22 protein-coding genes are annotated in these 23,900 nt (G+C 52.4%); 4 read left to right on the forward strand and 18 right to left on the reverse strand.

Annotation, left to right across the window (positions count from 1 at the left end; genetic code table 11):
- Positions 1–201: 201 nt before the first annotated feature.
- The 9 genes from fecE to EHN13_RS16335 all read right to left on the reverse strand — a co-directional run bounded on the left by fecE (position 202) and on the right by EHN13_RS16335 (position 8,959).
- Positions 202–969, reverse strand: a complete 768-nt coding sequence (gene fecE / locus EHN13_RS16295) for a Fe(3+) dicitrate ABC transporter ATP-binding protein FecE (protein ID WP_124021739.1) — start codon at positions 967–969, stop codon at positions 202–204.
- Positions 970–1,926 carry a Fe(3+) dicitrate ABC transporter permease subunit FecD gene (gene fecD, locus EHN13_RS16300; protein ID WP_124021740.1) on the reverse strand — a complete coding sequence of 319 codons (957 nt, stop codon included), beginning with the start codon at positions 1,924–1,926 and terminating at the stop codon, positions 970–972.
- The gene (gene fecC / locus EHN13_RS16305; RefSeq protein WP_124021741.1) at positions 1,923–2,921 is read right to left on the reverse strand and encodes an iron-dicitrate ABC transporter permease FecC; all 999 of its coding nucleotides are present in this window, start codon (positions 2,919–2,921) and stop codon (positions 1,923–1,925) included. The genes fecD and fecC overlap by 4 nt, the downstream gene beginning before the upstream one ends.
- Positions 2,918–3,817, reverse strand: a complete 900-nt coding sequence (locus EHN13_RS16310) for a Fe(3+) dicitrate ABC transporter substrate-binding protein FecB (RefSeq protein ID WP_124021742.1) — start codon at positions 3,815–3,817, stop codon at positions 2,918–2,920. The genes fecC and EHN13_RS16310 overlap by 4 nt, the downstream gene beginning before the upstream one ends.
- Before the next feature lie 74 nt (positions 3,818–3,891).
- Complete coding sequence (gene fecA / locus EHN13_RS16315; RefSeq protein WP_124021743.1) at positions 3,892–6,216, reverse strand: TonB-dependent Fe(3+) dicitrate receptor FecA; 2,325 nt, start codon at positions 6,214–6,216, stop codon at positions 3,892–3,894.
- An 86-nt stretch (positions 6,217–6,302) separates the two neighbouring features.
- The gene (gene fecR, locus EHN13_RS16320; protein ID WP_124021744.1) at positions 6,303–7,256 is read right to left on the reverse strand and encodes a ferric citrate uptake sigma factor regulator FecR; all 954 of its coding nucleotides are present in this window, start codon (positions 7,254–7,256) and stop codon (positions 6,303–6,305) included.
- On the reverse strand, positions 7,253–7,774 hold the full coding sequence (gene fecI, locus EHN13_RS16325; RefSeq protein WP_048211780.1) for a ferric citrate uptake sigma factor FecI: 522 nt from the start codon (positions 7,772–7,774) through the stop codon (positions 7,253–7,255). The genes fecR and fecI overlap by 4 nt, the downstream gene beginning before the upstream one ends.
- 230 nt (positions 7,775–8,004) lie before the next feature.
- Positions 8,005–8,364: a TIR domain-containing protein gene (locus EHN13_RS16330; RefSeq protein ID WP_061067842.1), complete on the reverse strand. Its 360-nt coding sequence runs from the start codon at positions 8,362–8,364 to the stop codon at positions 8,005–8,007.
- A 10-nt stretch (positions 8,365–8,374) separates the two neighbouring features.
- Positions 8,375–8,959: an NUDIX hydrolase gene (locus EHN13_RS16335; protein ID WP_061067843.1), complete on the reverse strand. Its 585-nt coding sequence runs from the start codon at positions 8,957–8,959 to the stop codon at positions 8,375–8,377.
- 87 nt (positions 8,960–9,046) lie between these two features.
- Here EHN13_RS16335 and EHN13_RS16340 point away from each other — a divergent pair, with 87 nt between their 5' ends.
- Positions 9,047–9,802: a DeoR/GlpR family DNA-binding transcription regulator gene (locus tag EHN13_RS16340; protein ID WP_048211778.1), complete on the forward strand. Its 756-nt coding sequence runs from the start codon at positions 9,047–9,049 to the stop codon at positions 9,800–9,802.
- Positions 9,803–10,154: 352 nt separating this feature from the next.
- Here the strand turns inward: EHN13_RS16340 and EHN13_RS16345 are convergent, their stop codons facing one another.
- Entirely contained in the window at positions 10,155–10,844 is a 690-nt protein-coding gene (locus tag EHN13_RS16345; protein WP_101742554.1) for an aspartate/glutamate racemase family protein, read from the reverse strand.
- Between the two features lie 177 nt (positions 10,845–11,021).
- On the opposite strand from EHN13_RS16345, the gene EHN13_RS16350 reads away from it, so the two are divergent.
- Positions 11,022–11,912: a LysR family transcriptional regulator gene (locus EHN13_RS16350; protein ID WP_101742553.1), complete on the forward strand. Its 891-nt coding sequence runs from the start codon at positions 11,022–11,024 to the stop codon at positions 11,910–11,912.
- Between the two features lie 179 nt (positions 11,913–12,091).
- Here EHN13_RS16350 and EHN13_RS16355 read toward each other — a convergent pair whose 3' ends face one another.
- From EHN13_RS16355 to EHN13_RS16375, 5 genes are all read right to left on the reverse strand, one after another.
- Positions 12,092–12,574, reverse strand: a complete 483-nt coding sequence (locus EHN13_RS16355; RefSeq protein ID WP_124021745.1) for a glutathione peroxidase — start codon at positions 12,572–12,574, stop codon at positions 12,092–12,094.
- A 118-nt stretch (positions 12,575–12,692) separates the two neighbouring features.
- Positions 12,693–13,430, reverse strand: coding sequence for an SDR family oxidoreductase (locus tag EHN13_RS16360; protein WP_115602090.1), 738 nt, complete (start codon positions 13,428–13,430; stop codon positions 12,693–12,695).
- A 202-nt stretch (positions 13,431–13,632) separates the two neighbouring features.
- Positions 13,633–14,637 carry a tryptophan--tRNA ligase gene (gene trpS, locus EHN13_RS16365; protein WP_124021746.1) on the reverse strand — a complete coding sequence of 335 codons (1,005 nt, stop codon included), beginning with the start codon at positions 14,635–14,637 and terminating at the stop codon, positions 13,633–13,635.
- A 257-nt stretch (positions 14,638–14,894) separates the two neighbouring features.
- Complete coding sequence (locus EHN13_RS16370; RefSeq protein ID WP_061067850.1) at positions 14,895–16,679, reverse strand: diguanylate cyclase; 1,785 nt, start codon at positions 16,677–16,679, stop codon at positions 14,895–14,897.
- A 116-nt stretch (positions 16,680–16,795) separates the two neighbouring features.
- A complete protein-coding gene (locus tag EHN13_RS16375; RefSeq protein ID WP_061067851.1) occupies positions 16,796–17,905 on the reverse strand; it encodes an AI-2E family transporter in 1,110 nt (369 codons plus the stop codon).
- Between the two features lie 308 nt (positions 17,906–18,213).
- Here EHN13_RS16375 and EHN13_RS16380 point away from each other — a divergent pair, with 308 nt between their 5' ends.
- Positions 18,214–18,912 carry an RluA family pseudouridine synthase gene (locus EHN13_RS16380; protein WP_048211772.1) on the forward strand — a complete coding sequence of 233 codons (699 nt, stop codon included), beginning with the start codon at positions 18,214–18,216 and terminating at the stop codon, positions 18,910–18,912.
- A 19-nt stretch (positions 18,913–18,931) separates the two neighbouring features.
- Here the strand turns inward: EHN13_RS16380 and mdtK are convergent, their stop codons facing one another.
- The gene (gene mdtK / locus EHN13_RS16385; RefSeq protein WP_048211771.1) at positions 18,932–20,305 is read right to left on the reverse strand and encodes a multidrug efflux MATE transporter MdtK; all 1,374 of its coding nucleotides are present in this window, start codon (positions 20,303–20,305) and stop codon (positions 18,932–18,934) included.
- A 217-nt stretch (positions 20,306–20,522) separates the two neighbouring features.
- On the opposite strand from mdtK, the gene EHN13_RS16390 reads away from it, so the two are divergent.
- Positions 20,523–21,170 (forward strand): riboflavin synthase, encoded by a 648-nt coding sequence (locus EHN13_RS16390; protein ID WP_061067853.1) that lies wholly within the window; start codon positions 20,523–20,525, stop codon positions 21,168–21,170.
- A 41-nt stretch (positions 21,171–21,211) separates the two neighbouring features.
- Here EHN13_RS16390 and cfa read toward each other — a convergent pair whose 3' ends face one another.
- Positions 21,212–22,360 (reverse strand): cyclopropane fatty acyl phospholipid synthase, encoded by a 1,149-nt coding sequence (cfa, locus tag EHN13_RS16395; protein ID WP_124021747.1) that lies wholly within the window; start codon positions 22,358–22,360, stop codon positions 21,212–21,214.
- Between the two features lie 290 nt (positions 22,361–22,650).
- Positions 22,651–23,856: a purine nucleoside transporter PunC gene (gene punC, locus EHN13_RS16400; RefSeq protein WP_101742549.1), complete on the reverse strand. Its 1,206-nt coding sequence runs from the start codon at positions 23,854–23,856 to the stop codon at positions 22,651–22,653.
- Positions 23,857–23,900 lie beyond the last annotated feature (44 nt).

Below are 23,900 nucleotides of genomic sequence, written 5' to 3' on the forward strand. Positions count from 1 at the left end.
CTTGCCAGTCTAACTCATTGGCCAATAATTAATACTTCTTGGTGTATGTCACGTCCGCTTCTGGCACAAAGCGAACATTCTAAAACAAGTTGATGGACGATGAGCATTGCTCATCGCAAGCATTCAGAGCCAGGCAGAAGGACACTGCGGCACAGTTCCCGTTTCGTTTAGCCGAGGTTTACTGCATACGACCTGTACAATCTACCTCACCACACACATTGGTCTGCCAGATATCGGCTCGGGATGGATCTCCGTTTCCACGCTGAATACGTTTCTCAGCAATCCAGGATTCATCACTGCTTTCGGTGTGCCTTGTGCCATCACATGTCCGTTGGCCATGACCACCAGATGATCGCAGTATCGGCTGGCCTGATTAAGGTCGTGCAGCACTGCGACTACCGTTTTCCCCTGGGCTCGGAGTGCGCCCATCAACCGCATCAGTTCCACCTGATGATTGATATCGAGATAGGTCGTTGGCTCATCGAGCAGGACCACGGACGTATCCTGCGCCAGGACCATCGCCAGAAATGCGCGCTGGCGCTGGCCGCCAGAAAGATCGGTTAACCGTCTGTCTGCAAGATGATGGATTTGGGTCTGGCTCATGGCGAGATTGACCCGCGCATTGTCTTGCGCACAAAGACGCCCCCAAAGTGGTAACCACGGGTTGCGGCCGTAGGAAACCAGCTCTCGGACGGTGATCCCCTCTGGCGTTAAATGATGCTGCGGCAGCAGCGCCAGCCGGCGGGCAAGCTGGCGCGATGAGAACGTATTGATGGGATTGTCGTCAAGAAATACGGTGCCGGACTGCGGCATTAACAGCCGTGAAAAACAGTTTAACAGCGTCGATTTCCCACAACCGTTAGGGCCAAGTAGCGCAGTAATCTTGCCCGTAGGCAGTGCGAGTGATACGCCGTCAAGCACCTTGTTTGTCCCGTAACAGACCGTCAGATTTTCAGTTCGTAATGTCATTTATCGCATTCTCACAAGCAGCCAGACAAACCACGGCGCACCGATAATGGCGGTCAGCACGCCAGCCGGAAGCTCCAGCGGGGGATGAATAATTCGCGCCAGCAGGTCGGCCGCCACCAGCAGCAATGCACCCGTCATGGCCGAAACGGGCAGCAGCCAGCGGTGACGCCCACCGGTAATGGTGCGCACCATATGCGGTACCACGAGTCCAATAAAGCTAATCGGGCCGCAGACGGCCACGCCGGTTGACGTCATGGCAACCGCCAGTAGTAAAGCCTGAAACCGTGTACGCGGCACCGACACCCCGAGCGTGGTGGCACGCGCATCGCCCAATGCCAGGAGGTCGAGATCGCGGCAAAAACCCAGGCTCAGCGGCAGAAATAACATCAGCAGCGGGGCGGCAATCTTCACAAAACTCCAGTCACGTCCCCATAAGCTGCCGGTCAGCCACATCAGGGCGCTGTTCACATCCTGCGGGCGCGAAAGCATCAGGTAATCCGTCAGGCTGGCCCAGCAGGCAGAAAGTGCGACACCCGTGAGCGCGAGCTTCATCGGCTGGCTGGTGTTCGCCAGCATTCTCAGCAGGATCAGGCCTGCCATGCCACCGACAAAGGCCAGCAGCGGCAGGGCAATCACCGGTAGTGACGGCAAGAGCAGCAGCGCGCCCACAGAGGCCAGGCTTGCGGCATGATTTACGCCGAGAATATCCGGCGATGCCAGAGGGTTACGCACGATCCCTTGTACCAGAACGCCTGCCACCGCGAGGGCTGCGCCGACCAGCAGCGCCAGCAGCAATCGCGGCAGGCGGTACGCCGTTAACACGTAATGATACTCGCGCCCGGTGTGCCAGTCGGTCAGCAGGGCGTGCCAGGGAACGGCGATCACCCCCATTTGCAGAGACAGAAGCGAAAATCCCGTCAATGCGAGGGCGATGAAAATGACTAACGCAATTTTCATCCACGCCTCCTGACCAGCCAGACAAAGCAGGGCGCACCAATCAGCGCCACTACTGCCCCGGCAGGCAATTCGCCAGGAAAAGCCAGCGCTCGGGCCAGAACATCAGCCAGCAGCAGCAGCGTAGCGCCCAAAAGCATGCTCATCGGTAAAACCTTGCGCTGATCGAATCCCACCCAGAAGCGAGCCAGATGCGGCATCAGCAGGCCGATAAACGCAACCGGGCCAGCCACGCTGACGCAGGCACCGACCAGAAGCAGCACCAGAATATTGATGATCAAACGTAGCTTTGGCAGATTCACCCCCAGCGTGCGGGCAGTGCTGTCACTGACGTTAAGCAGGTTCAGTTGATTAGCCAGCAGCAACACCACCGGCAGGGCAACCGCCACCATCGGGAAAAGCTGCCAGAACTCCTGCCAGCGTGCGTGGGATACGCCGCCCGCGAGCCAGTATAAAATGCCGTAAGCGTGATCTTCCGTCAGCAGCAGGGTGATGCGGGTCAGGGCCATGCAAAACGCCGAGAACGCGATGCCCGCGAGGATCAATTTGTTTCGGTCCTGGCTGTGGCGAAATCCGCCGCCAGCGGTCATCACCAGCAGCCAGCTTACGCCGCCGCCGCAGGCGGCGATAAAGGCGATGGAGTAACCTGCAACGGGCACGGGGCTGAGAGCGCTGGTCAGCGCCATCGCCAGCGCTGCGCCGCTGTTAATACCAAGCAGCGAAGGGGATGCCATTGAATTATGCGTCAGGGTCTGCAGCAGCGTTCCCGCGAGAGCCAGACTCGCGCCGATCAGAATGGCGACCAGGCTTCGCGGCAAACGAAGGTTTTGCACCAGCGCTTGTGCAAGCGTCGGCGTATGGCCCGGCAGCAGAGCGTGAATGGCGTCAACGCCAGAAACAGGAATGGCCGAGTAGCAAAACAGACTCAGCCAGAAGAGAGTGATAAGCGCGGCAAGGGGAAGACCCCACTGCAGCGCTGGATGTCTGAGAACCGTCATTTCACATCGGATAAAGGCTGGTGATGGAAGATTTTTACCGTGTCACTGGCAATGCGTTCGGCCGCGAAAATGCCGCGCATCCGCACCCAGGCGTTACTGTCGACCGACGCCGTCTGCTGTTTTTGTACCGCAGTTAACATCTGCCACAGCGGGTCCTGCTGCCAGCGTTTGACGATGCTCTCTTCGCGGTAGTGGGCGACCAGCAGCCATGCTGGATTGAGCGCCAGCAACTGCTCCAGGCCGATAGACGGCATAGACGCACCGGATATTGCCGCAGGCACCTTCAGCCCCAGAGAGGTCAGGACGCCCCCGGTCCAGGTCTCTTGCGTGTGCAGGTTGAACTGCTGCTCCCGGGACGTACCAAACAACACCAGCGTGCCTTTTGGCAACTGGCTTGCCCACGCTGACATCTGTTGTTGATGTTGCGCCAGACGTGACTGCATCTGCGCCTTTTTGCCCACTACTTTGCCGATGATGGCCGCAGATTGCAGATTTTCAGTGTAGGTTTCATTGCGGGACTTAAGCAGCAGCACCGGTGCGATTTGCTGCAAGGCGCTGTAGATACCCGCATGACGGCTGCTGTCGGCTATGATCAGATCCGGTTTCAGCGCGCTGATGGCTTCTAAGCTCGGCTGCGCGCGCGTACCGACAGACTGCCAGGGTTTAAGATGGGCGCGAACTTCTGGAAGAATACGCGTGGCATCGTTATCGTCGGCAATGCCGACCGGACTAACATCGACGGCTGCCAGTGCGTCCGCGAACGACAGTTCCAGCACCACGATCCGCTGTGGCGTTTTATCAAGCGTAAAGGTGCCATGTTCGTCAAGAACCGTGGCGGCAAAAGCGTTGCCGGTGAGCAGCAGAGCGGCGAATAGCGTGCGTAGTGATGTGAACATGTGAATGGCCTGTGTCGAGTGGCGCGTCGTTTACCCGGCCGACAAAAACAGCATGCAGGCCGGGTAAACGGGATTTAGAACTTCAACGACCCCTGCATATACAGCGTGCGCGGCTGGCCGGCGTAAATGCCTTTATTGTTGTCGTCGTAGGAGCGGGTGAAATATTCTTGGTCGAAGATATTTTTCACACCGAACGCCAGGTTCAGGTCTGCCATCTGCGGACCGAAGTCATAGGCTACGCGTGCGCCCCAGAGCATGAAACCTGGGATACGGCCAGTGCTGCCGTCGGCGCTCTCTTTGACGGTGTTGGCGTTATCCGCAAACTGGCTGGACTGGAAATCGCTGTTCAGGTTGAAGGTCCAGTTGCCCGGCTTATAGTCCACGCCCAACGTGCCTTTGTGTTTCGGGGAGAACGGCACCTGGTTGCCGTAGGTGTCGCCTTTCTCACGAATCTCGGCGTCCACGTACGCATAGCTTGCGTAGACTGAAACGTTGTCGAGCGTTGGCGTCAGCGTGCCGAGGTCATAGCGGGCCTGGGTTTCCAGCCCGGTATGGCGCGTTTTACCGCGTGCTGTAACGGTGTCGTTGGTCTGGTTGGAGTCGTACTGATTATTAAAGTTAATCAGGAACAACCCCATTTCCGCGGTCAGCGCGCCATCGTCGTATCGGGTGCCGAGCTCCCAGGTTCGCGCTTTTTCCGGTTCCACATTGCCGCTTTGCACAGCCTTGCCAATTTGGCTGTACTGTACGGTGCCGAACGAGCCTTCGGTGTTTGCATAAAGATTCCAGCTGTCAGTCAGGTGATAAAGCACGTTTAGCGCCGGAAGCGGGGCGTTATAGCTCACTTCCTCATGTGTGCCTTTGATGGCGTTGTTCTGGTATGACTCGATATGTTCAAAGCGCATACCCGGAGTGATAGTCCAGTTGCCAATATCGATTTTGTCATCCAGATACCAGGCGTGCGCTTCGGTACCGGAACGGGTGTCGCGATCGTAAGGGCTGGCGCTGGTCGGCAGTTGCCCGCTGCTGGTGGCGGTGTAGTAGCGCATTTCATGCGTCGACTCGCTCACATAGCGGTATCCCACCCCCACTTCGTGCGCGGAAGGGCCCAGCATAAAGCTCTGGCTGTATCGTGGCTCAATGCCGCGTACCCAGTAATTGCGCGGTGAAAGCGTGGTGCGTTTGCCCTGTTCCAGGTAGCCGCTGCGCAGGGTTTCGGTGTAGAAGCCCTGAATATTGAATTTATGCTGGCTGTCCGGCTGGAACTGATAGCCGAGGCTTGCCAGCTTGCGACGCCCCCAGAAGCGATCGTTCGGACGCGTAGATTGCCAGCGGTCGGCGTTGTAATCCGCGCGCGACAGGCCCCCGGGCATATCGGCTTCACCGTCGTAGTATTGCAGAAGGCTATTGAAGGTATGCACGTCGTTCGGCGCATATTTGCTTTTCAGCATCAGGTCATCGATGCGCGTCGCGCTGTGCTCGCGCCAGTCACTACCGCGCGTGCCGGAGTAAAGCAGGGCGGTGCCAAAACCGTTATCCGCTGTGCCGCCCACCATCAGGTTGTGCGTCTCTTTTGGATTATTTTGTGAGGACGTTGGGCTGAGCTGGCCTTCCATGCCGGCTTCGATCCCGAAGTCTTGCGGAATGGCGCGGGTAACAAAGTTCACCACGCCGCCCACGCTCTGCGGTCCGTAACGTACGGCGCCGCCGCCGCGCACCACATCGATGGCGTCCATATTTCCGAGCGAAACGGGTGCCAGGGAAAGCTGCGGCTGGCCGTAAGGGGCAAACGGCACCGGAATACCGTCCATCAGCACCGTTGAACGGCTGGCAAGGCGCGGGTTCAGGCCGCGAATACCAAAGTTCATCGCCAGATCGTGGCTACCGGTACCGTTGTTTTCCGGGGCGGTAACGCCAGGAATACGATTCAGCACCTCGCGCATGGTCGTCGCGCCGGTTTTGGCGAAATCCTCACGGCGGATAACGTCACGCGCGCCGGCATGTTCGAATACGTCGTTTTCGCGCGCATCGCCCAGCCAGTCGCCCACAACCGTGAGCGCATCTTCCTGTGGTGCTGGAACGTGTTCGAGCGTCCAGCTGTTATTCCCTAACGGCTTCACCTGCAGGCCACTGCCCAGGAGCAACTGCTGCAAACCACTCTCAACATCGTAATCGCCGTGCAAGCCGTTGCTGTGCTTGCCGCGCGTCAGGCTGGCATCAACAGACAGGGTAATTCCGCTGCGGGCGGCATATTGGTTTAGCGCTTTATCGAGTGAGCCTGGTGCAATATCAACCTGCGCTGCGAAAGCGGATAACGAGAGCCCAGCCAGCGGCAGCAGGCTCAGGCGAATGGCGTTAACCAAAGGTGTTGTTTTGCTAAAAACGCGTAAAGGCGTCATACCTTCTCCATCATCATTTTTGTTGTGTTCAGCTATGAGTCGAATGAGAAGGGGAAAAAGGACAATGAAAATGAGAATTATTTTTCTTACAGTGCCGAAATATTTACCCAGTATCGCGTAACAGTCTGAATTTTAACTGGAAGTGTCTGGGTAATAACATCCAGAATCGCATCGGTATTTTTCAGCGGGAACGTGCCACTCAGGCGTAGCCCGGCCACTGCTGGATCGCAACGCAGCACGCCGTTGCGATAACGGCTCAGTGTGGCAATGACCTCACCCAGCGGTTTATCGCTGAAACTCAGAACACCCTGTGTCCAGGTTGCGCTTTCATCATCCGCTGAGGCGATTGCACCAAATTCAGACGCGCTAAACTGCAGGCTCTCGCCAGCGTTGACGATGCGTTTTTCCTGCGGGCGGTTTGCCAGTAAGACTTCAACCGCATGCTGTTGAACGGTAACACGCGTGACGTTGTCCTGCTGGTAGACGGTAAATTCTGTGCCTAACGCGGTGAGCTGACCCTGGCGGGTCATCACACGGAAAGGCCTCTGCTGCGCATCTTTTGCGGTGGTAATCGCAATTTCGCCATACCAGAGGTGGACAGCGCGCTGATGCGTATCAAAACGAACATCAGCGGCGCTTTGTGTGTTGAGCGTCAGCAGTGAGCCATCATCCAGCCGCTGATGGCTGACCACGCCTTTAGCGGTGCGGTAGTCGGCACGTAGACCTTCTCCGGCCTCAGATTGCCAGAGCTGCCAGCCGCTACCCACGCCAAGCAGTAGCAACAACCCTTTCATGACGTGACGACGAGTTAGGCGCGTATCGTGCAGCGCCCGGCTGGCGACATCGCCCGGAACGCTGCTGAGCTGGCTGCGCAGGTTTTCAACCTGTTGCCAGGCCCACTGATGATCTTTGTCCTCTTCATACCATTGTTGCCAGCGCGCTTCCTGCTGTGGGCTGACACGCTCGCCGCTCAATACGGCATACCAGTGTGATGCTGAGCGCAAAGCCTGACGGCGAGAATCGGTGATAGCAGCGTTCACAGGCCGTGCTCCAGACGAAACAGCAGACAATGTTCGATAGCCTTTGCCACATACTTTTTCACCGAGCTGACGGAGACGCCGAGCTTAAGCGCGATCTCGCTGTATTTGAGCCCCTCCAGTTGCGAAAGCAAAAACGCTTCGCGTGTGTTTCCGTTCAGGCCGTCAAGCATGCTGTCGATGAGTTGCAGGGTTTCGAGCTGGCTCTCACGTTCCTCGGGCGAAGGCGCGAGATTTTCCGGCATCAGCGCCAGCATCTCCAGATAGGCTTTCTCCAGCGCGTTTCGACGAAACAGGTCGACCATCACCCGTTTGGCAATAGTACACAGGAAGGAACGAGGGTCGCGGACAGTCTTGAGCGAGTCACTGCCCATTACCCGTAAAAATGTGTCCTGGGCAATATCATCAGCATCAAAGGCAGACTGGAGCTTGCGCGTCAGCCAGCTTTTCAGCCAGCCGTGATGTGTGCCATAAAGCGACTCGAACGTGAAGCAAGCGGTAGTAGTGGCGCGGTCAGACATGCGGATTGCATCAAAAGTTAATTATCACGCGGCCACATTAACATGAGAATGGTTATCATTACAATTGGAAATGAAATGAGATAAAAATGACATTTTAAAGGGGTTATGATTTTGGCATTAATAGCATTCCTTATTGCCCGCGCTTGCGCTCCCCATCTTTCCTGAGAGTCATAGATCCCATTGGCGATGGTTTAATTGCCTGCACATTCGCAGGCAATAGCACAATAAAATTACGCCAACGGGATGTCTTCAAGGCGGAAATAAACGGTGAGTCCATGCTTATGTGCGACATCGATGTCCATATCAGCACCTTTAGAAGCGCCTTTAATACGGTAAATCGCATCACATTTGGTGATAAGTCGATGGGCAACGGGGTAGATCATAGATTCGCCGATTTCATCGTCAATAGCCGTAGAACCGGCAGCTTTTGCCAGTGGTAGTGCCAGCCATTCGCCAATTACAGGAATGTGTCCTCTTTGATATACCGCTAACGCTGCATCTTCCAGGCGAGCAAGATTTGCATCGATAAGATTTTGTTTTCCATCCGTACCGCTACGGTAGGGGCCAGCAATGAGAATAAGTTGTTTCACAAAGAGAACCTCATAGAATGTTTTTCAGCGCGACGTGGTAAAGCAACATAATGGTTTTGCCATCGACGATAAGACCACTTTCAATTGCGGCAAGTGCGCTTGCAAGCGGCCACTCAAGCACTTCGATATCTTCTCCTTCAGCCGCAATTCCACCACCGGCACCTGTCTTGTCGGCAGCATCATATTCCGCGATGTAAAAATAGAGCTTCTCCGTGACCGAGCCTGGGCTCATGTACGCCTCGAAAACCTTCTGTACGCTGGATACACGAAAACCGGTTTCTTCTTCAACTTCGGCTTTGATCCGTTTTTCAGGAGCCATGTTGTCAAGAAGACCTGCTGCTGTTTCAATGAGATAGCCATCGTGACCATTTATAAATACCGGAAAACGAAACTGACGAGTTAAGATCACTGTTTTCCTGTCACGGTTATAGAGCAGAATCGTGGCTCCGTTGCCGCGATCGTAAACTTCACGACTTTGGCGCTGCCAATCACCGTTTCTTCGTTGAATATCAAAAGTGTATTTTCTTAAACAATACCAGTCATCGGATAATGTTAGGTTATCGACGATGCGTATTTCTGCACGTTTAGGTTGCATGAAGACTCCTTGATCCGTAGAGTTGACATCATAATCAGCATTATCGTGCAAATACAAGTATAAACATGCATAAACAGGAACGGTCACATGCTCGCTCATCAACGTAAACATCTTATTCTTGAACAACTGCAGGTTGAAGGGCAGGTCCAATCGAAAAATCTGAGTGATCGATTTGGCGTTTCAGAAGACACCATTCGACGGGATTTACGTGAGCTTGCCGCAGAAGGGCGATTGCAGCGCGTTCATGGTGGTGCTTTGCCATCGTCTTCAGCTGTTGCGACATTTTCCGAGCGTAAATCATTAAAAACAGATGTGAAAATGAAGATCGCGCGCAAAGGCACTGAACTCATTTCTTCGGGACAAGTTGTTATTGTGGATGGCGGCACGACCACATCAGAGCTGATTGCCTGTCTGCCGGACGATCTGCATATTACCGTGGTGACACACAGTCCCAGCATTGCACTGGGGTTGGTCGATAAACCCGAGATTGACGTTATTTTGATCGGTGGCCGACTGTACAAGCACTCCATTGTCAGTGTAGGGGCGGCCGCTATTGAAGGCATCGGCAATATTCATGCGGATATTTTCTTCATGGGGGTAACGGGTATTCATCCTGAAGCGGGATTAACCACGGGTGATTATGAAGAAGCGTGCATCAAACGTGCATTTTCCGGCAGAGCGGCGGAAACGGTCGTACTGGTGTCGCCGGAGAAGGTCAACGCTGCGTCATCGTTTGTTATCGGTGAGGTAGGGCTAATCAATACTATCGTGGTTGATAGTGAAACCGATGATAATTGGTTAAGGAGTATTGAAGGAAAGGGCATCACCATTATCAAAGCGTGATTCTCTGTTAATCGAGCATGAGAAATCGCATAAAAAACAGATACAGCCACGCCAGTACACTCTGGCCGTTCAGCAACTGTCGCAGATAGCCCAGCACTGTAAAAATCACGCTTTCCATCGTTTGTTCGTGAGATGGCACATATTTGTAAAGTCGGAGGGAAAGGGCAATGAATAGGGGATCTTTGGTAAGGATCTTACTGACTATGGCATTAGTTGGGGATGGGGTAGGACTAGCGACCGCTTTGAGCGAAAAGCGGAAGTTCGAAGTTTTATGAAGGCATTACTTAAATCGTAGCGTGTTAAACAAAGGGGCAGTTCGCCCCCGGATCTTTCCCCAAATTGATGTAAAACACTACTGAAGAGCTTTAAACAACGTCTCAATATGAATATCAACCGTGTCCAGTGCTTTAACAGGTAACGCTGTACCCGCGAACAAAAGGGGAAGCTCTGTGCATCCCAGAATGATGGCCTCAATGCCTTCATTCCGATACATCCGCTCAATGATCGCGGTAAACGTGTCTCGCGTCTGTGACTTAATAATGCCTCTTTCGAGTTCATCGTGTATTTTTTCTGCGATGTAATCAACCTCGTCAGCATGCGGGACGACCACCTGGATGCCTGCTTCAGTGAAAGGCCGTTTGAAGAAGTCAGCCTCCATTGTAAATCGTGTTCCCACGAGACCTACTTTTTTCAGGCCCTGAGTCTGAACTTCTGCACAAGTGGACTCGATAATGCTGACAAGAGGAACTGTTGTACACGACTGGAGTTCGTTGAAGACGATGTGTGGTGTGTTACCGGTCAAGGCGACGACTTCAGCCCCAGCGGCCACCAAATTCCCGACAGCCTTGGCCAGGTACCTCGTCAGCGCTTCATAATCTTTCCGTCCACACATGGTCAGGACGTCATATACATTGATACTTTCAATAGTTAGAGACGGGAAGAATGTATCGCCAATTCTTTTGTTAGCTTCATAAACAAATTTGCGATAGTAGAGCAATGTTGATTCTGGTCCGGTGCCGCCGATTAATCCAAGTTTCTTCATTTTATTACCCTCAATAGCTCCCGTATTAATCAAGCGTGACCATTTTGCGATGATCAACAAGCGCTTGAGACTAGCTGGGAGGCTGGTAGCTGTTTAAATGGAGTAAATAAATTAAAAAACATGTAGATTCATTTCAATTGAATAAAATAGAATCTAATTTTCAATTATGGTGAAAGTATGGATATAGCTGACTTCCGAACCATCATCGCACTGGTAGAAACAGGTACTATTACTGCAGCAGCAAATTTGCTCTGCCGAGTCCCCTCCGCAATAACCACTCGCGTTCAGAACCTGGAGAGCCAGCTCGGAACCACACTGTTTGTAAGGTCTGGCCGTAGGTTTCTTCCGACAAATGAAGGTCAGGTGCTTTATAACAATGCACTGAAGATTATCGAGCTGGTCACCTTAGCAGAACAGCAGATGGTAAAGCCAGTGCCTGGCGGTCGGTTCCGACTTGGGGCGCTCGACAGTATGGCCGCAACAAGGTTGCCTGAGCCGCTGGCGCGTCTCTACCAGCAACATCAATCAGTAAAGGTGGAGCTGGTTACCGGGATAAGCCGCACACTGCTCGATGCAGTGCTTAGTCACGAACTTGATGCAGCCTTCATTGCAGACGCGCCGGCTAATGACAGACTGGAACGCATGGTTGTTTACAAGGAAGAACTGGTTATTATCGCCGCAGCAAATTTCCCGCAGATACGTTCTGCTGCCGATTTAGCTCACACAACGTTGCTGGTATTCAGTGACGGTTGCTCCTATCGCGATCGGCTAACAACCTGGTTCAGAGAGGCTGGGATCAGACCTTTCAGGCTGGCAGAAATGTCCTCCTACCATGCCATTCTGGGGGGAGTCAGTTCTGGAATGGGGGCGGGGGTGATACCAACACCAATCCTCGATACGTTTCCGACACAGGAACTCATCACAGTCCATCCCTTTGATTCAGAAAACAGTCAAATAACAACGGAACTGATATGGCGCAAGGGAGAGCTCACGGCTAATACAGGTGCCCTGATTGATATCTTGTCCTCAACGTCGAAATTGCCTGACAGGCAGGGTGCTGCAATCTAGTTTGAGATTATGACCGCTTGACGGTGTCTGCAATGTCGAAATCCCTACCGGGTGAAATGACACTTCTGGTCTTTTCTGTCCTGCCAGAGGCTAATGCCCGACTTTGAGCCGTTAACAAAAGCTTAAACTGTCACCTTCCGCTTATGGCACCAGGCAGACATTTCAATTGACAATAATACCTAGATTTCAAGTGCAGCAAGGATGATGGTTTCCATTTTCTCCGGGGTAGTGAACGGCGCAAAACGCTTTAGCGTCTTGCCATCGCGTCCGATCAGGAATTTTGTGAAATTCCATTTTATCCGTCCCCCCAGCATGCCGGGCAACTCGTCTTTTAGATAACGGAATACCGGATGCGTAGCGGCACCGTTAACCTCCACTTTTTCGAACATTGGGAAGCTTACACCGTAGTTGATGTGGCAGGTCTGCGCGATTTCGTCGGCTTCGCCGGGTTCCTGCTTACCGAACTGGTTGCAGGGAAAACCAAGCACTACCAGTCCGCGAGCTGCATACTTTTTGTACAGCACTTCCAGACCTGCATATTGTGGCGTGAAGCCACAATGGCTGGCGGTATTTACCACCAGAACCAGCTTGCCAGCATAGTCAGCCATAGGGATACGCTGGCCGTCCAGGCTGGTGGCTGTTAGTTGATAAAAGGTGGTCATAGCGAACTCCTCAGAGCAGGACCTGTCAGACATCGGCATAGCCATACAGCATGGTGCTGCTGGGGCAAGTGAGGAGCGGAGGTGAGTCCGCTCGGTTTAGTGCTGCCAGATTCAGTCCCTAATGCTCCAAATCTTCGCGAGTGGGTCCTTGAAAGTAAAGGGTACTAATATGGCAACTACGCGGTTGAGTCAGCACAAAATGAATTGTTTCCCAGACAGAACGCCCATTCATTAGATGTTCTCCCATTCTGGATTGAGTGTCGACAAGAGGATCTAACCCGGTCAATTCAAAATCCGGTGGGTATAACCCGGTTACCCGTATATTTTCTTTGGATAACTGTTCCGACAGTTTAGTTGTAAAACCACTCATCCCGTGTTTACTGGCAAAAAAAGCGGGATGGGCAATTGAATCCGTAAAATTCGGAATGCCGCATACAGATATAATCGAAACAATGTCAGCACTGTCTGAGCGCCTTAATCCTGGAAGCAATGCCTGTGTTAGTAGAATTGAACCTGTCAGGCCTGAGCTGACGGTATTGTAGATTTCTGAGTCCGGTTGTTCGTCTATAGTCCCTGATAACCACTGAGCAGCATTGAGGATTAGAATGTCGATGGACCTGTCTATATCTAAGAGTTGTGAAGCAAACTGAGAAATAGATTCAGGCTGGGTTAAATCACACAGATACCCTTTTGCAACACCACCTTCAGCGGCGATGATGCTGCAGGTTTTGTGAATATCCTCAACCCGCCGGGCAGAAAAATCCACGTTGACGCCTTCTCGAGCCAACCAAACGCACAACGCCTGACCAAATCCTCCTCCGCCGCCGGTGATAACGGCTCTTTTACCTTTCAACATAACGATGCTTCCCTTTCGTGATGAGTTTGTGTCGCTGGATATATAGCATGGTGATACGGGGTCACATCTTCCCGTTAGTGCCATTTACGGCGGGATATAAATAGCGGTTTGCATGCGTTATATCGTTCTCAAAATGGGCTCAGCTCAGATTTAAGCAAAATGCACACCGACGGGGGGAGGCATGATGGGACGTCAATCCAGATTAAAATACCGACAATCCCAATCCTTGTTTTACTTCTCTTAGCGTTTGCTGTGTGATGTCGTAGGCCTGCGCGCTGCCTTTTTTAAGCATCGCCATCAGCATACCTTTATCCTGAATATAGGTTGCCCGACGCTCACGCATGGGCGCGATGAGTTCTTGCAGGCACATCTCCAGCTCATTTTTGCATGCCCGATCACCCAATCCTCCTTGCTGATAATTCACTTTCATTTCTGCGACTTTGGCCTTATCCGGGTGAAAAGCATCCAGATAGGTGAACACGACATTACCCTCAATTTGCCCCGGATCGGACACTTTTAGGTGGTTAGGATCAGTGTACATTGCGCTGACGGCGCGATGGATAGTCTCTTCACTTGCCGACAGGAGCAGCGTATTACCGAGTGATTTCGACATCTTGGCGTTGCCGTCAATACCAGGAAGACGGCTGGTTTCACTTAACATAGCTTTACAGTGATGCAGAACGGGGGTCGGTAACAGGCTATTCATCTTATGCACGATTTCATTAGTCTGTTCGATCATCGGCAACTGATCGTCGCCGACGGGCACCAGGCTGGCTTTGAACGCCGTAATATCTGCTGCCTGGCTGATGGGGTAAACCAGGAAACCGACCGGAAGCGAACGGGCGAAACCTTTTTGTGCAATTTCATTTTTGACCGTTGGGTTACGCTCGACGCGAGCCACGGTAACGAGATTCATATACAGCGCGGTGAGTTCGGCAAGGGCAGGTAGTGCTGATTGTAAACAAAGGGTGGTGAGTGAGGGATCAATACCTGCTGCGAGATAATCGGCCAACACTTCGGGTATGTTATTTTGGATCTTTTGTGGATCGCTGCCGTTATCGGTCAGACCTTGCAGGTCTGCGACCAGAACAAACTGCTGATAGTCGTGTTGCAGTATCGCGCGTTGGCGCAGGGAACCGACATAGTGGCCAAGATGCAGTGGCCCAGTAGGGCGGTCGCCGGTAAGGATGATGGATTTGTTGTTCATAGAAGACTCCTTAAGCATAAAACCGAAAGGGGTCTCAAAATGCAAATAACCGCCTTTCGGCGGTTATTTAAAAATGGATAAACACATTCTGACCGCCTTTAAGAAGGCAGCCACCAACGCTTGTGGTTAAAACCGTTGCAATCGTGTTTTATATTCATCGGGTCAACATATCACTACCAGGGGTAGAGGTAAAGTAATGCTCTGCCCGCTCAGGGGGATATTTTAGGAAGTACCCGTCTGGGCTTACGCCCCGCTTTTTAGCTCGCTTCCAGCATCCCAAAGCTCACTATGCGCGAACGCCCCAGCTCTTTTGCGCGATACAGCGCGACATCCGCGGCACGTAACAGGTTATCGCTCTGGGCGTGCTGCGGGTAGCTGGCGACACCAATAGACACATCAACATGACCGATGTCAGAGACGCCAAAGCTGAGCGTCAACTCGCGTACCCCGTTGTAAATGTCCGTCGCAAAGCGATTGGCCGCTTCTTCATCCATACCGGCAAGCAGAACCAGAAACTCTTCACCACCGTAGCGGAAGGCCATTCCGTGGTCGTGAACAACGCGCTGAATAATTGCTGCGATACTTTTTATCACCCCATCACCAGCCTCATGACCAAATCGGTCGTTGATGTTTTTGAAGTGATCGATATCGATCATCAGGCAACTGATCGGTTCCTGGTTGTGGACAGCCTGACTCATTTGGGTGCGCAGAGTGTCTTCAAGGTGATGGCGATTACGCAGGCCGGTCAGTGGGTCGTAAAGCGCTTTTTCCAGTAGTGCATCGCGCAGACGTTGGTTGGCTAATGCCAGTCCAAGTGCCTCGGCCATCAGCTCCAGATAAGCACGGGAAGGGGCGGAATTGTCACTGAGATTCTGGAATGAGAGCAGGCCGATGGCTTCCCCCTGGGCGATCAACGGTACGCACAGGGTATGATCCTGACACGACTCAGGCAGGTGGTAACAGGCGATATCAGGCTCACCTTGCACGGGAGGATGACTTTGCCCACGGCGCACTGCCCAGCAGTCATCCAGATGGAAAGGGTCTGTTTTGCCTTGCGGCGAAAGCCACTCGGCGGCACAGCGCATGTGCCAGGCTTGCCGATCAAGAATGTAGAGCCGTCCGGCAACGCCAGGGGCAATGTTCGGGGCAAAAAGCTGCGCAACATTGATAACATCGGCAAAGTTTTCGCAGCCCTGTAAACGCTGGGTCATACGAGCCAACAGTTCACGGATCGCCCAGTCGGCGTCCCGCTCTTTCTCCAGCCGCTGCCGCACCAGGCCGTTCTCACGAAAAATACGAATGGCTTGCGCCATATCGCCAATCTCATCAATCTGATTAAAGTTAGGCGTTTCTACGGCATAATCCTGCGATGCGAGACGGTGAACCACGTCGCTCAGACGCACAACCGGACGCAGTACGCGGCGTTTCAAAATAAAGCCGAGGACAAACAAAAACAGCAGCGCGGTTAAACCGACCATAACTTCGGAGAGCGTACGCAGTATGCGGGAAGTCCTGGTGGCATCGTCAATGCTGTTACGTACACGGTTATCGAGCAACTGCCGGAAATGATCTATCCGCACCTGCGCCCGTTCCAGTTCCTGTTCATAGGCTTTGCCGTAGAGCAGGGCGATTGCCTGTGACGTTTCTCCGCGGGCCATACTGGCGAGCGCGGCTGCTTGCTCTTCCTGCAGCGCATCGACAATTTGTAATCCTTCATGCAGCAGCGCCAGCTCTTCACCTGTCGCGCCGAAGTCTTTTAATTTTGTTAACCGCAGCTCAATCGCTTTTAGTGATGACGCCTTTTGGCGATAGGCATTCAGTGCTTCTGGATCTTTGGCGATCACGTACTCGCGAGCTAAATCTGACAATGACCAGGCATCGAGCTCCACCTCTTCGGTTAGCTGATCAAATTTATACCGCTGCTCTACCACCTGACGTTCAGTATTGTCTGCTCCGGATGCCATCAGCATAACAACGCCGGAGGCAATGGTCAGGCATACCGTCGCACTGTAGGCCCAGTTGGTGATTGTGGCTATTCGCACTTTTTCGTTCCTTCTGCGACGATTAATGAATAAGCATGATTGAAATTATAGGAAACGTATGATTTTGCGTGAAAACAAAAGGCGACCCGCGGTCGCCCCTTGTTATCGTCATGCCATCATAAATCTGGAGGGTTTTTTCCTTCTTCCATGAAGGCTTCATCGATACCTTCTACGTTGCCCTCATGGTCACGTCCGGAGAACAGATTCCAGCTGGCCAAAAACAGTGCAGCGATTAGCGGGCCAATCACAAAGCCATTGATACCGTAAATCTCCATCCCACCGAGGGTGGTAATCAATATCAGGTAGTCCGGCATTTTGGTGTCTTTTCCTACCAGTAGCGGGCGCAGGATATTGTCCACCAGTCCGACAATAATGACGAAGAATCCGACAATAAACAGCCCTTGCCACAGTTGGTGGGTGGCAAAGAGGAAAATAGCCGCCGGGACCCAGACTATCGCCGAGCCAACCGCAGGCACCAGCGAGAGGAATGCCATTAGTGCGCCCCACAAAACGCTGCCGTCTATGTCAACAATGGCGAAAGCAATGCCGCCCAGCGTGCCCTGTACGACAGCGACAACCGCCGTGCCTTTGACTGTCGCCCGCGTGACACCCACGAATTTGGCAAACAAGTGCTGCTTGGCAAAATCAGACAGCGGTAAGGAATCCAGAATCTGACGCACCAGATACGGTCCATCCTTCAACAGGAAAAATAGCAGGTACAGCATGATGCCAAAGCTGATGGCGAAGCCGAAGGTCCCTTTACCAATCAGGAAAGCACTGCCTGCGAGGTACTGTCCGCCCTGCAGCGCAATGTCGGAGAGTTTTTTCTGGATCTGCGCGACATTATCCAGATTGTGTTCTGCGAGGAATCCTCTGGCCCAGTCAGGAAGATAAGAAAGAATAGAACTGACCACTTCCGGAAACTGCGTATCGTTTTGCTGCAACTTGGTGTAAACCACATTCAGTTCGATTGCCAGCGACGACAGGATCACCATCAGAGGAATAAAGACAATTAAGCAAATAATACCAATAGTGATTAACGATGCCAGACCGTTACGTTCGCCAAGCGCACTGCGCAGTTTGTTTTTTACCGGATTAAAGATAGTCGTCAGAATTGCGGCCCACAAGATTGCGGAGAAGTAGGGGGACAATACGTCGAAAAACGCCCAGGTCACGAGGGCAAGAATGAAAATGAAGAAACCTTTGGTCAGTCCGTTAAATCGCATTAGTGAATCCTGTAACTGAGAAGCAGTCTCGACTATAGAACTGTTCAGCAGAATTACCAACTGTGGATGTTGATTCCGGCTTAACGCCGCCTTGATGAGCAAACAGTGAACTCAGAGCAAAAAATTGCCGCGTGTTCCTGTCTCCGTAAGGGGTGAGCGAATGATCTATCTACTCGCCGAGAAAGGGGGCAACGTGTCTGGAAAGCCAAAAATTCTCCGTTGTTTACTGTCCACCATGAAGCGAGTTGATTCGCCAGCCGGTTGAAAATTCGTTATGATCTATCCCCACTTTTTAGTCTGGTTGTCTGATGTCTACGATTCTCGATACCTTTGTTGCTCCGCCGTGCCATGACGAAATAGAAATCCTTTACCAGGATGAACATCTGCTGCTTATCAATAAACCCAGTGGGTTGCTGAGTCTGTCGGGGAAAAATCCGCAAAATCTTGATTCGGTTCACTATCGTCTGGTACAGATATACCCGGGCTGCACGCTGGTACATCGGCTTGATTTTGGTACTTCGGGTCTGATGGTCGTTGCACGCAATAAAGCGATCAATGCAGCGCTCTGTCAGCAGTTCAGCCAGCGCGCGGTGACTAAGGTGTACAGCGCATTGTTATGTGGACACCTGAAACAGGATGACGGTGTGATTGATGCCGCCATTGTCAAAGATCCAGCACTGTTTCCGTTGATGTCGATTAGTGCTATTAGCGGTAAACCTGCGCGTTCCCGTTTTCGGGTGATTGAGCGCTTCAATCAGCTACTGAAGGATGGACGGTCACTGCCCCTGACACGGGTGCAACTGATGCCGGAGACCGGACGAACCCATCAGCTACGTCTTCACTGTCAGCATTTGGGTCATCCGATCTGGGGCTGCGATCTTTATGGTGGACGCGAGTGGCCTGGCACGGAGCAGACGTCGCGGCTGATGTTACACGCCAGCGAACTGCGCCTGGTACATCCCATCAGCCATGAACAAATCAACGTCTGCCATGCCAGCCCATTTTAATCCGGCGGCTATTACGGTGTTATCGTGCTGCACGCTGCAGAATGACGGCTGACGGCTGGCGTTGCAGAAAACGCATCCGCAGCATCATCAGCACCGCGGCAGAGGTCAGGCCAATAATAAAGCCCATCCAGAAGCCCGCTGGCCCCATGCGGTCGACGACCAGATCGGTGAGCGCAAGAATATATCCACTTGGCAAACCCAGCACCCAATACGCCGTGAAGGTGATAAAGAAAATGGAACGCGTATCTTTATAACCACGCAGGATCCCGCTGCCAATAACCTGAATGGAGTCCGAAATCTGGTACACGGCAGCCAGCAGCATCAGCTGTGCAGCCAGTGTGACAACTTCAGGATTATTGTTGTAGAGCAGGGCGATGTGCTCGCGCAAAGTGACGGTGAAAATGGCGGTCATCATCGCCATACATACGCCGACACCTAAGCCAGTTCTGGCAGCGGTCTGTGCATCCAACGTTGATCCCTGACCCAGGCGGTATCCCACACGAATGGTGACGGCAGCCGCCAAAGACATCGGCAGGACAAACATTAATGAGCTGAAGTTCAGCGCGATCTGGTGTCCGGCCACGTCGACAATCCCCAGCGGGGAGACCAACAGCGCCACCACGGCAAACAGCGTGACTTCAAAAAATAATGCCAGCGCAATTGGCAAACCCAGCTGTACCAGGCGTTTCATCACCGCGGTGTCAGGTTTCTGGAAGCCACGCTCATTACGGATATCACGCATTGATCGGGCGTGTTTTACGTAAGAAAGCATGGCGGCAAACATCACCCAATACACCGCCGCCGTTGCCACACCGCAGCCTACGCCACCCAGTTCTGGCATACCCAAATGGCCATAGATGAAAACATAGTTAACCGGAATGTTCACCAGCAGGCCGAGAAAACCCATTACCATTGCCGGTTTGGTCTTGGCCAGGCCTTCGCACTGATTACGGGCAACCTGGAAGAACAAATATCCGGGCGCACCCCATAGCAGCGCGCGCAGATATCCCACGGCTTTGTCGGCCAGTGCAGGGTCAATGTTATGCATAGAGCGGATAATGTATCCCGCATTCCAAAGCACAATCATAATCAGAACGGATACGATCCCCGCCAGCCAGAAACCCTGACGTATTTGATGAGCAATACGATCGCGGCGCCCGGAACCGTTAAGTTGCGCAATCACTGGCGTCAGAGCCAGCAACAGCCCGTGACCAAACAGAATTGCGGGTAGCCAGATGGACGTACCGATAGCAACGGCTGCCATGTCCGTCGCGCTATATCCGCCGGCCATCACGGTATCGACGAATCCCATTGCGGTTTGAGCGATTTGCGCAAGAATCACCGGAATTGCCAGAGCTAATAACTGACGCGCTTCACTTACATACTTTTGCACGTGTACACCACTATATTGTTGTTATTTGAGAGACTAAAAAAGCCGCCTTATATGGCAGCAAGGAGAAAATGCAGGGGGAATTTCAGTCTATTGTAGCGAGGAATCTGTATTTCTCCAGTGAAAAAATAGGCGGGAGCGGCGCATTGCTGGCAACCTGATTTTCCACCTGCTATTGTGCACAGCAGAGATGTCTTAATTGAGTTCAGGAGTTACAGGTATGTTTACGGGTATTGTGCAGGGCACCGCGAAACTGGTGTCGATTGATGAAAAACCGAATTTTCGCACACATGTAGTGGAGTTACCTGAATACATGTTGGATGGGCTGGAGACCGGCGCATCGGTAGCACACAACGGCTGTTGTCTGACAGTGACCGAAATTAACGGTAACCAGATAAGCTTCGATCTGATGAAAGAGACGCTGCGAATCACCAATCTGGGTGACCTGAAGGTCGGCGATTTGGTCAACGTTGAGCGCGCAGCAAAATTCAGCGATGAAATTGGCGGACATTTAATGTCAGGCCATATTATGACTACCGCCGAGGTATCGAAAATTCTGACCTCAGAAAACAACCGCCAGGTGTGGTTTAAAGTTCAGGATCCGTTGCTGATGAAATATATCCTGTACAAAGGATTTATCGGTATTGACGGTATTAGCCTGACGGTTGGCGAAGTCACACCGACACGCTTTTGCGTGCATTTGATTCCGGAAACCCTGGAACGTACGACGCTGGGCAAGAAAAAACTGGGTGCGCGAGTCAATATCGAAATCGACCCGCAAACACAGGCTGTTGTTGATACGGTTGAACGTGTATTGGCCGCGCGTGAAAGCGCTATGAGCAACGTTACTGGCGAAGCGGGCGTTTAAGTCGGAATAAAAAGCCCCCGGTAGTTCGGGGGCGATGCTGTCTAACGGGGAACGCGGAGCCCGTGTTCAACGCCACGAGAGAACACAACCTGCCACAGCTGGATGTCGCGCGCGCGAAATGCGCCAGCACACGCATTCAGGTAATAACTGAACATCCGTTTAAAGCGTTCACTATAGTTGGCGGCAATTTCTGGCCAGGCGGTTATGAAACGCTCGTGCCAGGCCATCAGGGTAGTATCGTAATCCGCACCAAAGTTATGCCAGTCTTCCATCACGAAATGTGGCTCGCTGGCGTTGGCTATCTGGCGAACTGACGGTAAACAGCCGTTCGGGAAGATGTATTTATTGATCCACGGATCAACATTATTGTCGGTTTTTTTAGAGCCGATGGTATGCAGCAAAAAAAGACCGTCTTGCTTTAAATTACGGTCAACAACGTCAAAATAGGTGTTGTAGTTTTTCGGCCCCACATGCTCAAACATACCGACGGAAACGATACGGTCAAACCGGTCATTCAGGTCACGGTAGTCCTGCAGCAAAATAGTGACATCCAGCCCTTCACAGCGCGTCTGCGCCATTTTTTGCTGTTCTGCTGAAATAGTCACGCCAGTCACGCTCACCCCGTATTGTGACGCCATGAACTGGGACAAGCCTCCCCAGCCGCAGCCAATATCGAGAACGCGCATACCTGGTTTCAATTGCAATTTATCGGCAATCATTTTTAGCTTCGCCTGCTGGGCAGATTCCAGGGTATCGGCATCTTTCCAGTAGGCGCAGGAATATTGCATGTAGGGATCAAGCATGCGGCTAAAGAGATCGTTGCCAAGATCGTAGTGTTCTTTGCCAACGACCCACGCACGTTTTTTGGTTTGTAAATTAAACAGACGGGCCGTTGCGATACGTAGCGTATCTCTGAAGTGGCGGGGAAGTTGGCTTTCAAGACCTGCACGCAGGATTTTGCTAAAAAACATATCCAGCCGATCGCATTCCCACCAGCCGTCCATATAACTTTCACCTAAACCTAACGACCCTTCCTGCAACACGCGTTTGAAAAAGTCGGGGTTTTTAACGCGAATATCTGCCGGTGCCGGGCCATTAATAGTAATGCCTGCACGGCTCAATAGCTCATTGGTGATTCGGTACCAGTCATCATCCGGTACGCTGACGTCTTCTATACATGATGAACTCATAGCTTCTCCATCACTGGTCGGTGATCAGAACCTTAAAACAGCGTAGACGCTTTTTTGGGCTTTGTGAGAAATCTCACGGAATTAATCCGCGAATCTATAATCCGACGTAGAACAGAGGAAGGGAGGAACCCTTGCCGAAAAGGCCATCCATGGAAGAACGGGAACCTGCTTGTTCCCGTTACTCTATAAATCTTATCGTTTTATTAACAACCGAAAATCAGTATAGGCCTGAATTTTTGGCTATTCAACCGAAAATTGTTAGCGGGCTAACTAAATGCCCACAACAATGATTAATGTGACTCACCGTGTGCAACTTGCGCGCTCTCATCCGGCAAGGATGTGTTCTCAGCCTGTGACTGCATTTTGTAACCTAACGCGGCCAGCAACACTGTCGTCAGCATAACGCTGGTGGTCGTGAGCAGCGGCGTGCTGATTAACCACGAAACGACCAGGCTTGCCAGGAAGCATAACCCCAGTTGCAGCGTATTCTGCAACGCAGCGGCGCGCCCTGTTGCCTGAGGGAATGGACGCAGCGCCTGAGCGACAACGATAGGGTAGATTGCCCCGTTCGCAATGGCCATCACGCAGAATGGGATCAGGATTTCAGCCAACGCAACGTGGTGAATAAAGCCTGTAGCCCAGGTGGCGATAACGCTAATGGCGTACAGGATAAGCAACCATGGCAGAAGCTGGCGACCCTGCCATTTTTGCAGTGCCGCGCGGCAGCCGTAACCCCCGATCAAAAATGCAATAGTTTGCGGGACATAGCTCAGACCAATCACAGCCGGGCTATAGCCCATTTCGCTAAGGATAAATGGTGAACCCGTCAGCCATGCGAAGAAACTTGCAGAACATGCTGCGTAAATCAGTACATTTCCACGGTATGCTTTGGAGCGCAGCAGCGTAGCGAACGTCAGTTTATCCTGGCTGTCGTCGCGCGCTTTTGCCGTTGGTTTTAAGCGCAGGGCCGGCAGCATCAGGATCAGGGTAATCGCAAAAAGGGTAGCAAAAATGGCCTGCCAGGAAAAATGTACCAGGATCCAACTGCCTAATAACGGTGCAAGTGCAGGGGATAATCCAACCAGCGGCATAATGGTGGCAAAAATGCGGTTTACTTTTTGTGAAGGATAATAATCGGTAACCAGCGCCTGCCAGATAACCGAAGCCGCACAGACACCAACGGCCTGAATAAAGCGTAGCACCAGTAAGCCGGTGGCGTTTTCTACCCACAACATGCCCAGGCTGCCCAGCGCGAAGATGGATAAGCCCAGCAGCAAAATAGGTTTGCGACCATAGTGGTCAGAGAGTGGCCCCCACAAAAGTTGTGCGACGGCAAATCCCGCTAAGAACAAGCTAAGGCTGGCACTCACGGCAGAGGCGGGCGTCTGTAAATCGGACTGAATAGCCGCAAAGGCGGGCAAATACATATCCGTTGCCAGAAAACCCAGCACGCTAAGACCTGCCAGCCAGACTAAAAACCCTTTTCCCGGTTGCATTATCGTTTCTCTTTTTAGCAATAGAACATTGCCGCTGAGTGTAG

This window comes from Citrobacter youngae, from assembly GCF_003818115.1.
Taxonomy (GTDB): domain Bacteria; phylum Pseudomonadota; class Gammaproteobacteria; order Enterobacterales; family Enterobacteriaceae; genus Citrobacter; species Citrobacter youngae.

What these genes read in the sequence shown, in the direction of transcription:
- fecE (WP_124021739.1), bottom strand. Translation starts at nt 969, where the DNA reads ATGACATTACGAACTGAAAATCTGACGGTCTGTTACGGGACAAACAAG.
- fecD (WP_124021740.1), bottom strand. Translation starts at nt 1,926, where the DNA reads ATGAAAATTGCGTTAGTCATTTTCATCGCCCTCGCATTGACGGGATTT.
- fecC (WP_124021741.1), bottom strand. Translation starts at nt 2,921, where the DNA reads ATGACGGTTCTCAGACATCCAGCGCTGCAGTGGGGTCTTCCCCTTGCC.
- EHN13_RS16310 (WP_124021742.1), bottom strand. Translation starts at nt 3,817, where the DNA reads ATGTTCACATCACTACGCACGCTATTCGCCGCTCTGCTGCTCACCGGC.
- fecA (WP_124021743.1), bottom strand. Translation starts at nt 6,216, where the DNA reads ATGACGCCTTTACGCGTTTTTAGCAAAACAACACCTTTGGTTAACGCC.
- fecI (WP_048211780.1), bottom strand. Translation starts at nt 7,774, where the DNA reads ATGTCTGACCGCGCCACTACTACCGCTTGCTTCACGTTCGAGTCGCTT.
- EHN13_RS16335 (WP_061067843.1), bottom strand. Translation starts at nt 8,959, where the DNA reads ATGCAACCTAAACGTGCAGAAATACGCATCGTCGATAACCTAACATTA.
- EHN13_RS16340 (WP_048211778.1), top strand. Translation starts at nt 9,047, where the DNA reads ATGCTCGCTCATCAACGTAAACATCTTATTCTTGAACAACTGCAGGTT.
- EHN13_RS16345 (WP_101742554.1), bottom strand. Translation starts at nt 10,844, where the DNA reads ATGAAGAAACTTGGATTAATCGGCGGCACCGGACCAGAATCAACATTG.
- EHN13_RS16350 (WP_101742553.1), top strand. Translation starts at nt 11,022, where the DNA reads ATGGATATAGCTGACTTCCGAACCATCATCGCACTGGTAGAAACAGGT.
- EHN13_RS16355 (WP_124021745.1), bottom strand. Translation starts at nt 12,574, where the DNA reads ATGACCACCTTTTATCAACTAACAGCCACCAGCCTGGACGGCCAGCGT.
- EHN13_RS16360 (WP_115602090.1), bottom strand. Translation starts at nt 13,430, where the DNA reads ATGTTGAAAGGTAAAAGAGCCGTTATCACCGGCGGCGGAGGAGGATTT.
- trpS (WP_124021746.1), bottom strand. Translation starts at nt 14,637, where the DNA reads ATGAACAACAAATCCATCATCCTTACCGGCGACCGCCCTACTGGGCCA.
- EHN13_RS16375 (WP_061067851.1), bottom strand. Translation starts at nt 17,905, where the DNA reads ATGCGATTTAACGGACTGACCAAAGGTTTCTTCATTTTCATTCTTGCC.
- EHN13_RS16380 (WP_048211772.1), top strand. Translation starts at nt 18,214, where the DNA reads ATGTCTACGATTCTCGATACCTTTGTTGCTCCGCCGTGCCATGACGAA.
- EHN13_RS16390 (WP_061067853.1), top strand. Translation starts at nt 20,523, where the DNA reads ATGTTTACGGGTATTGTGCAGGGCACCGCGAAACTGGTGTCGATTGAT.
- cfa (WP_124021747.1), bottom strand. Translation starts at nt 22,360, where the DNA reads ATGAGTTCATCATGTATAGAAGACGTCAGCGTACCGGATGATGACTGG.
- punC (WP_101742549.1), bottom strand. Translation starts at nt 23,856, where the DNA reads ATGCAACCGGGAAAAGGGTTTTTAGTCTGGCTGGCAGGTCTTAGCGTG.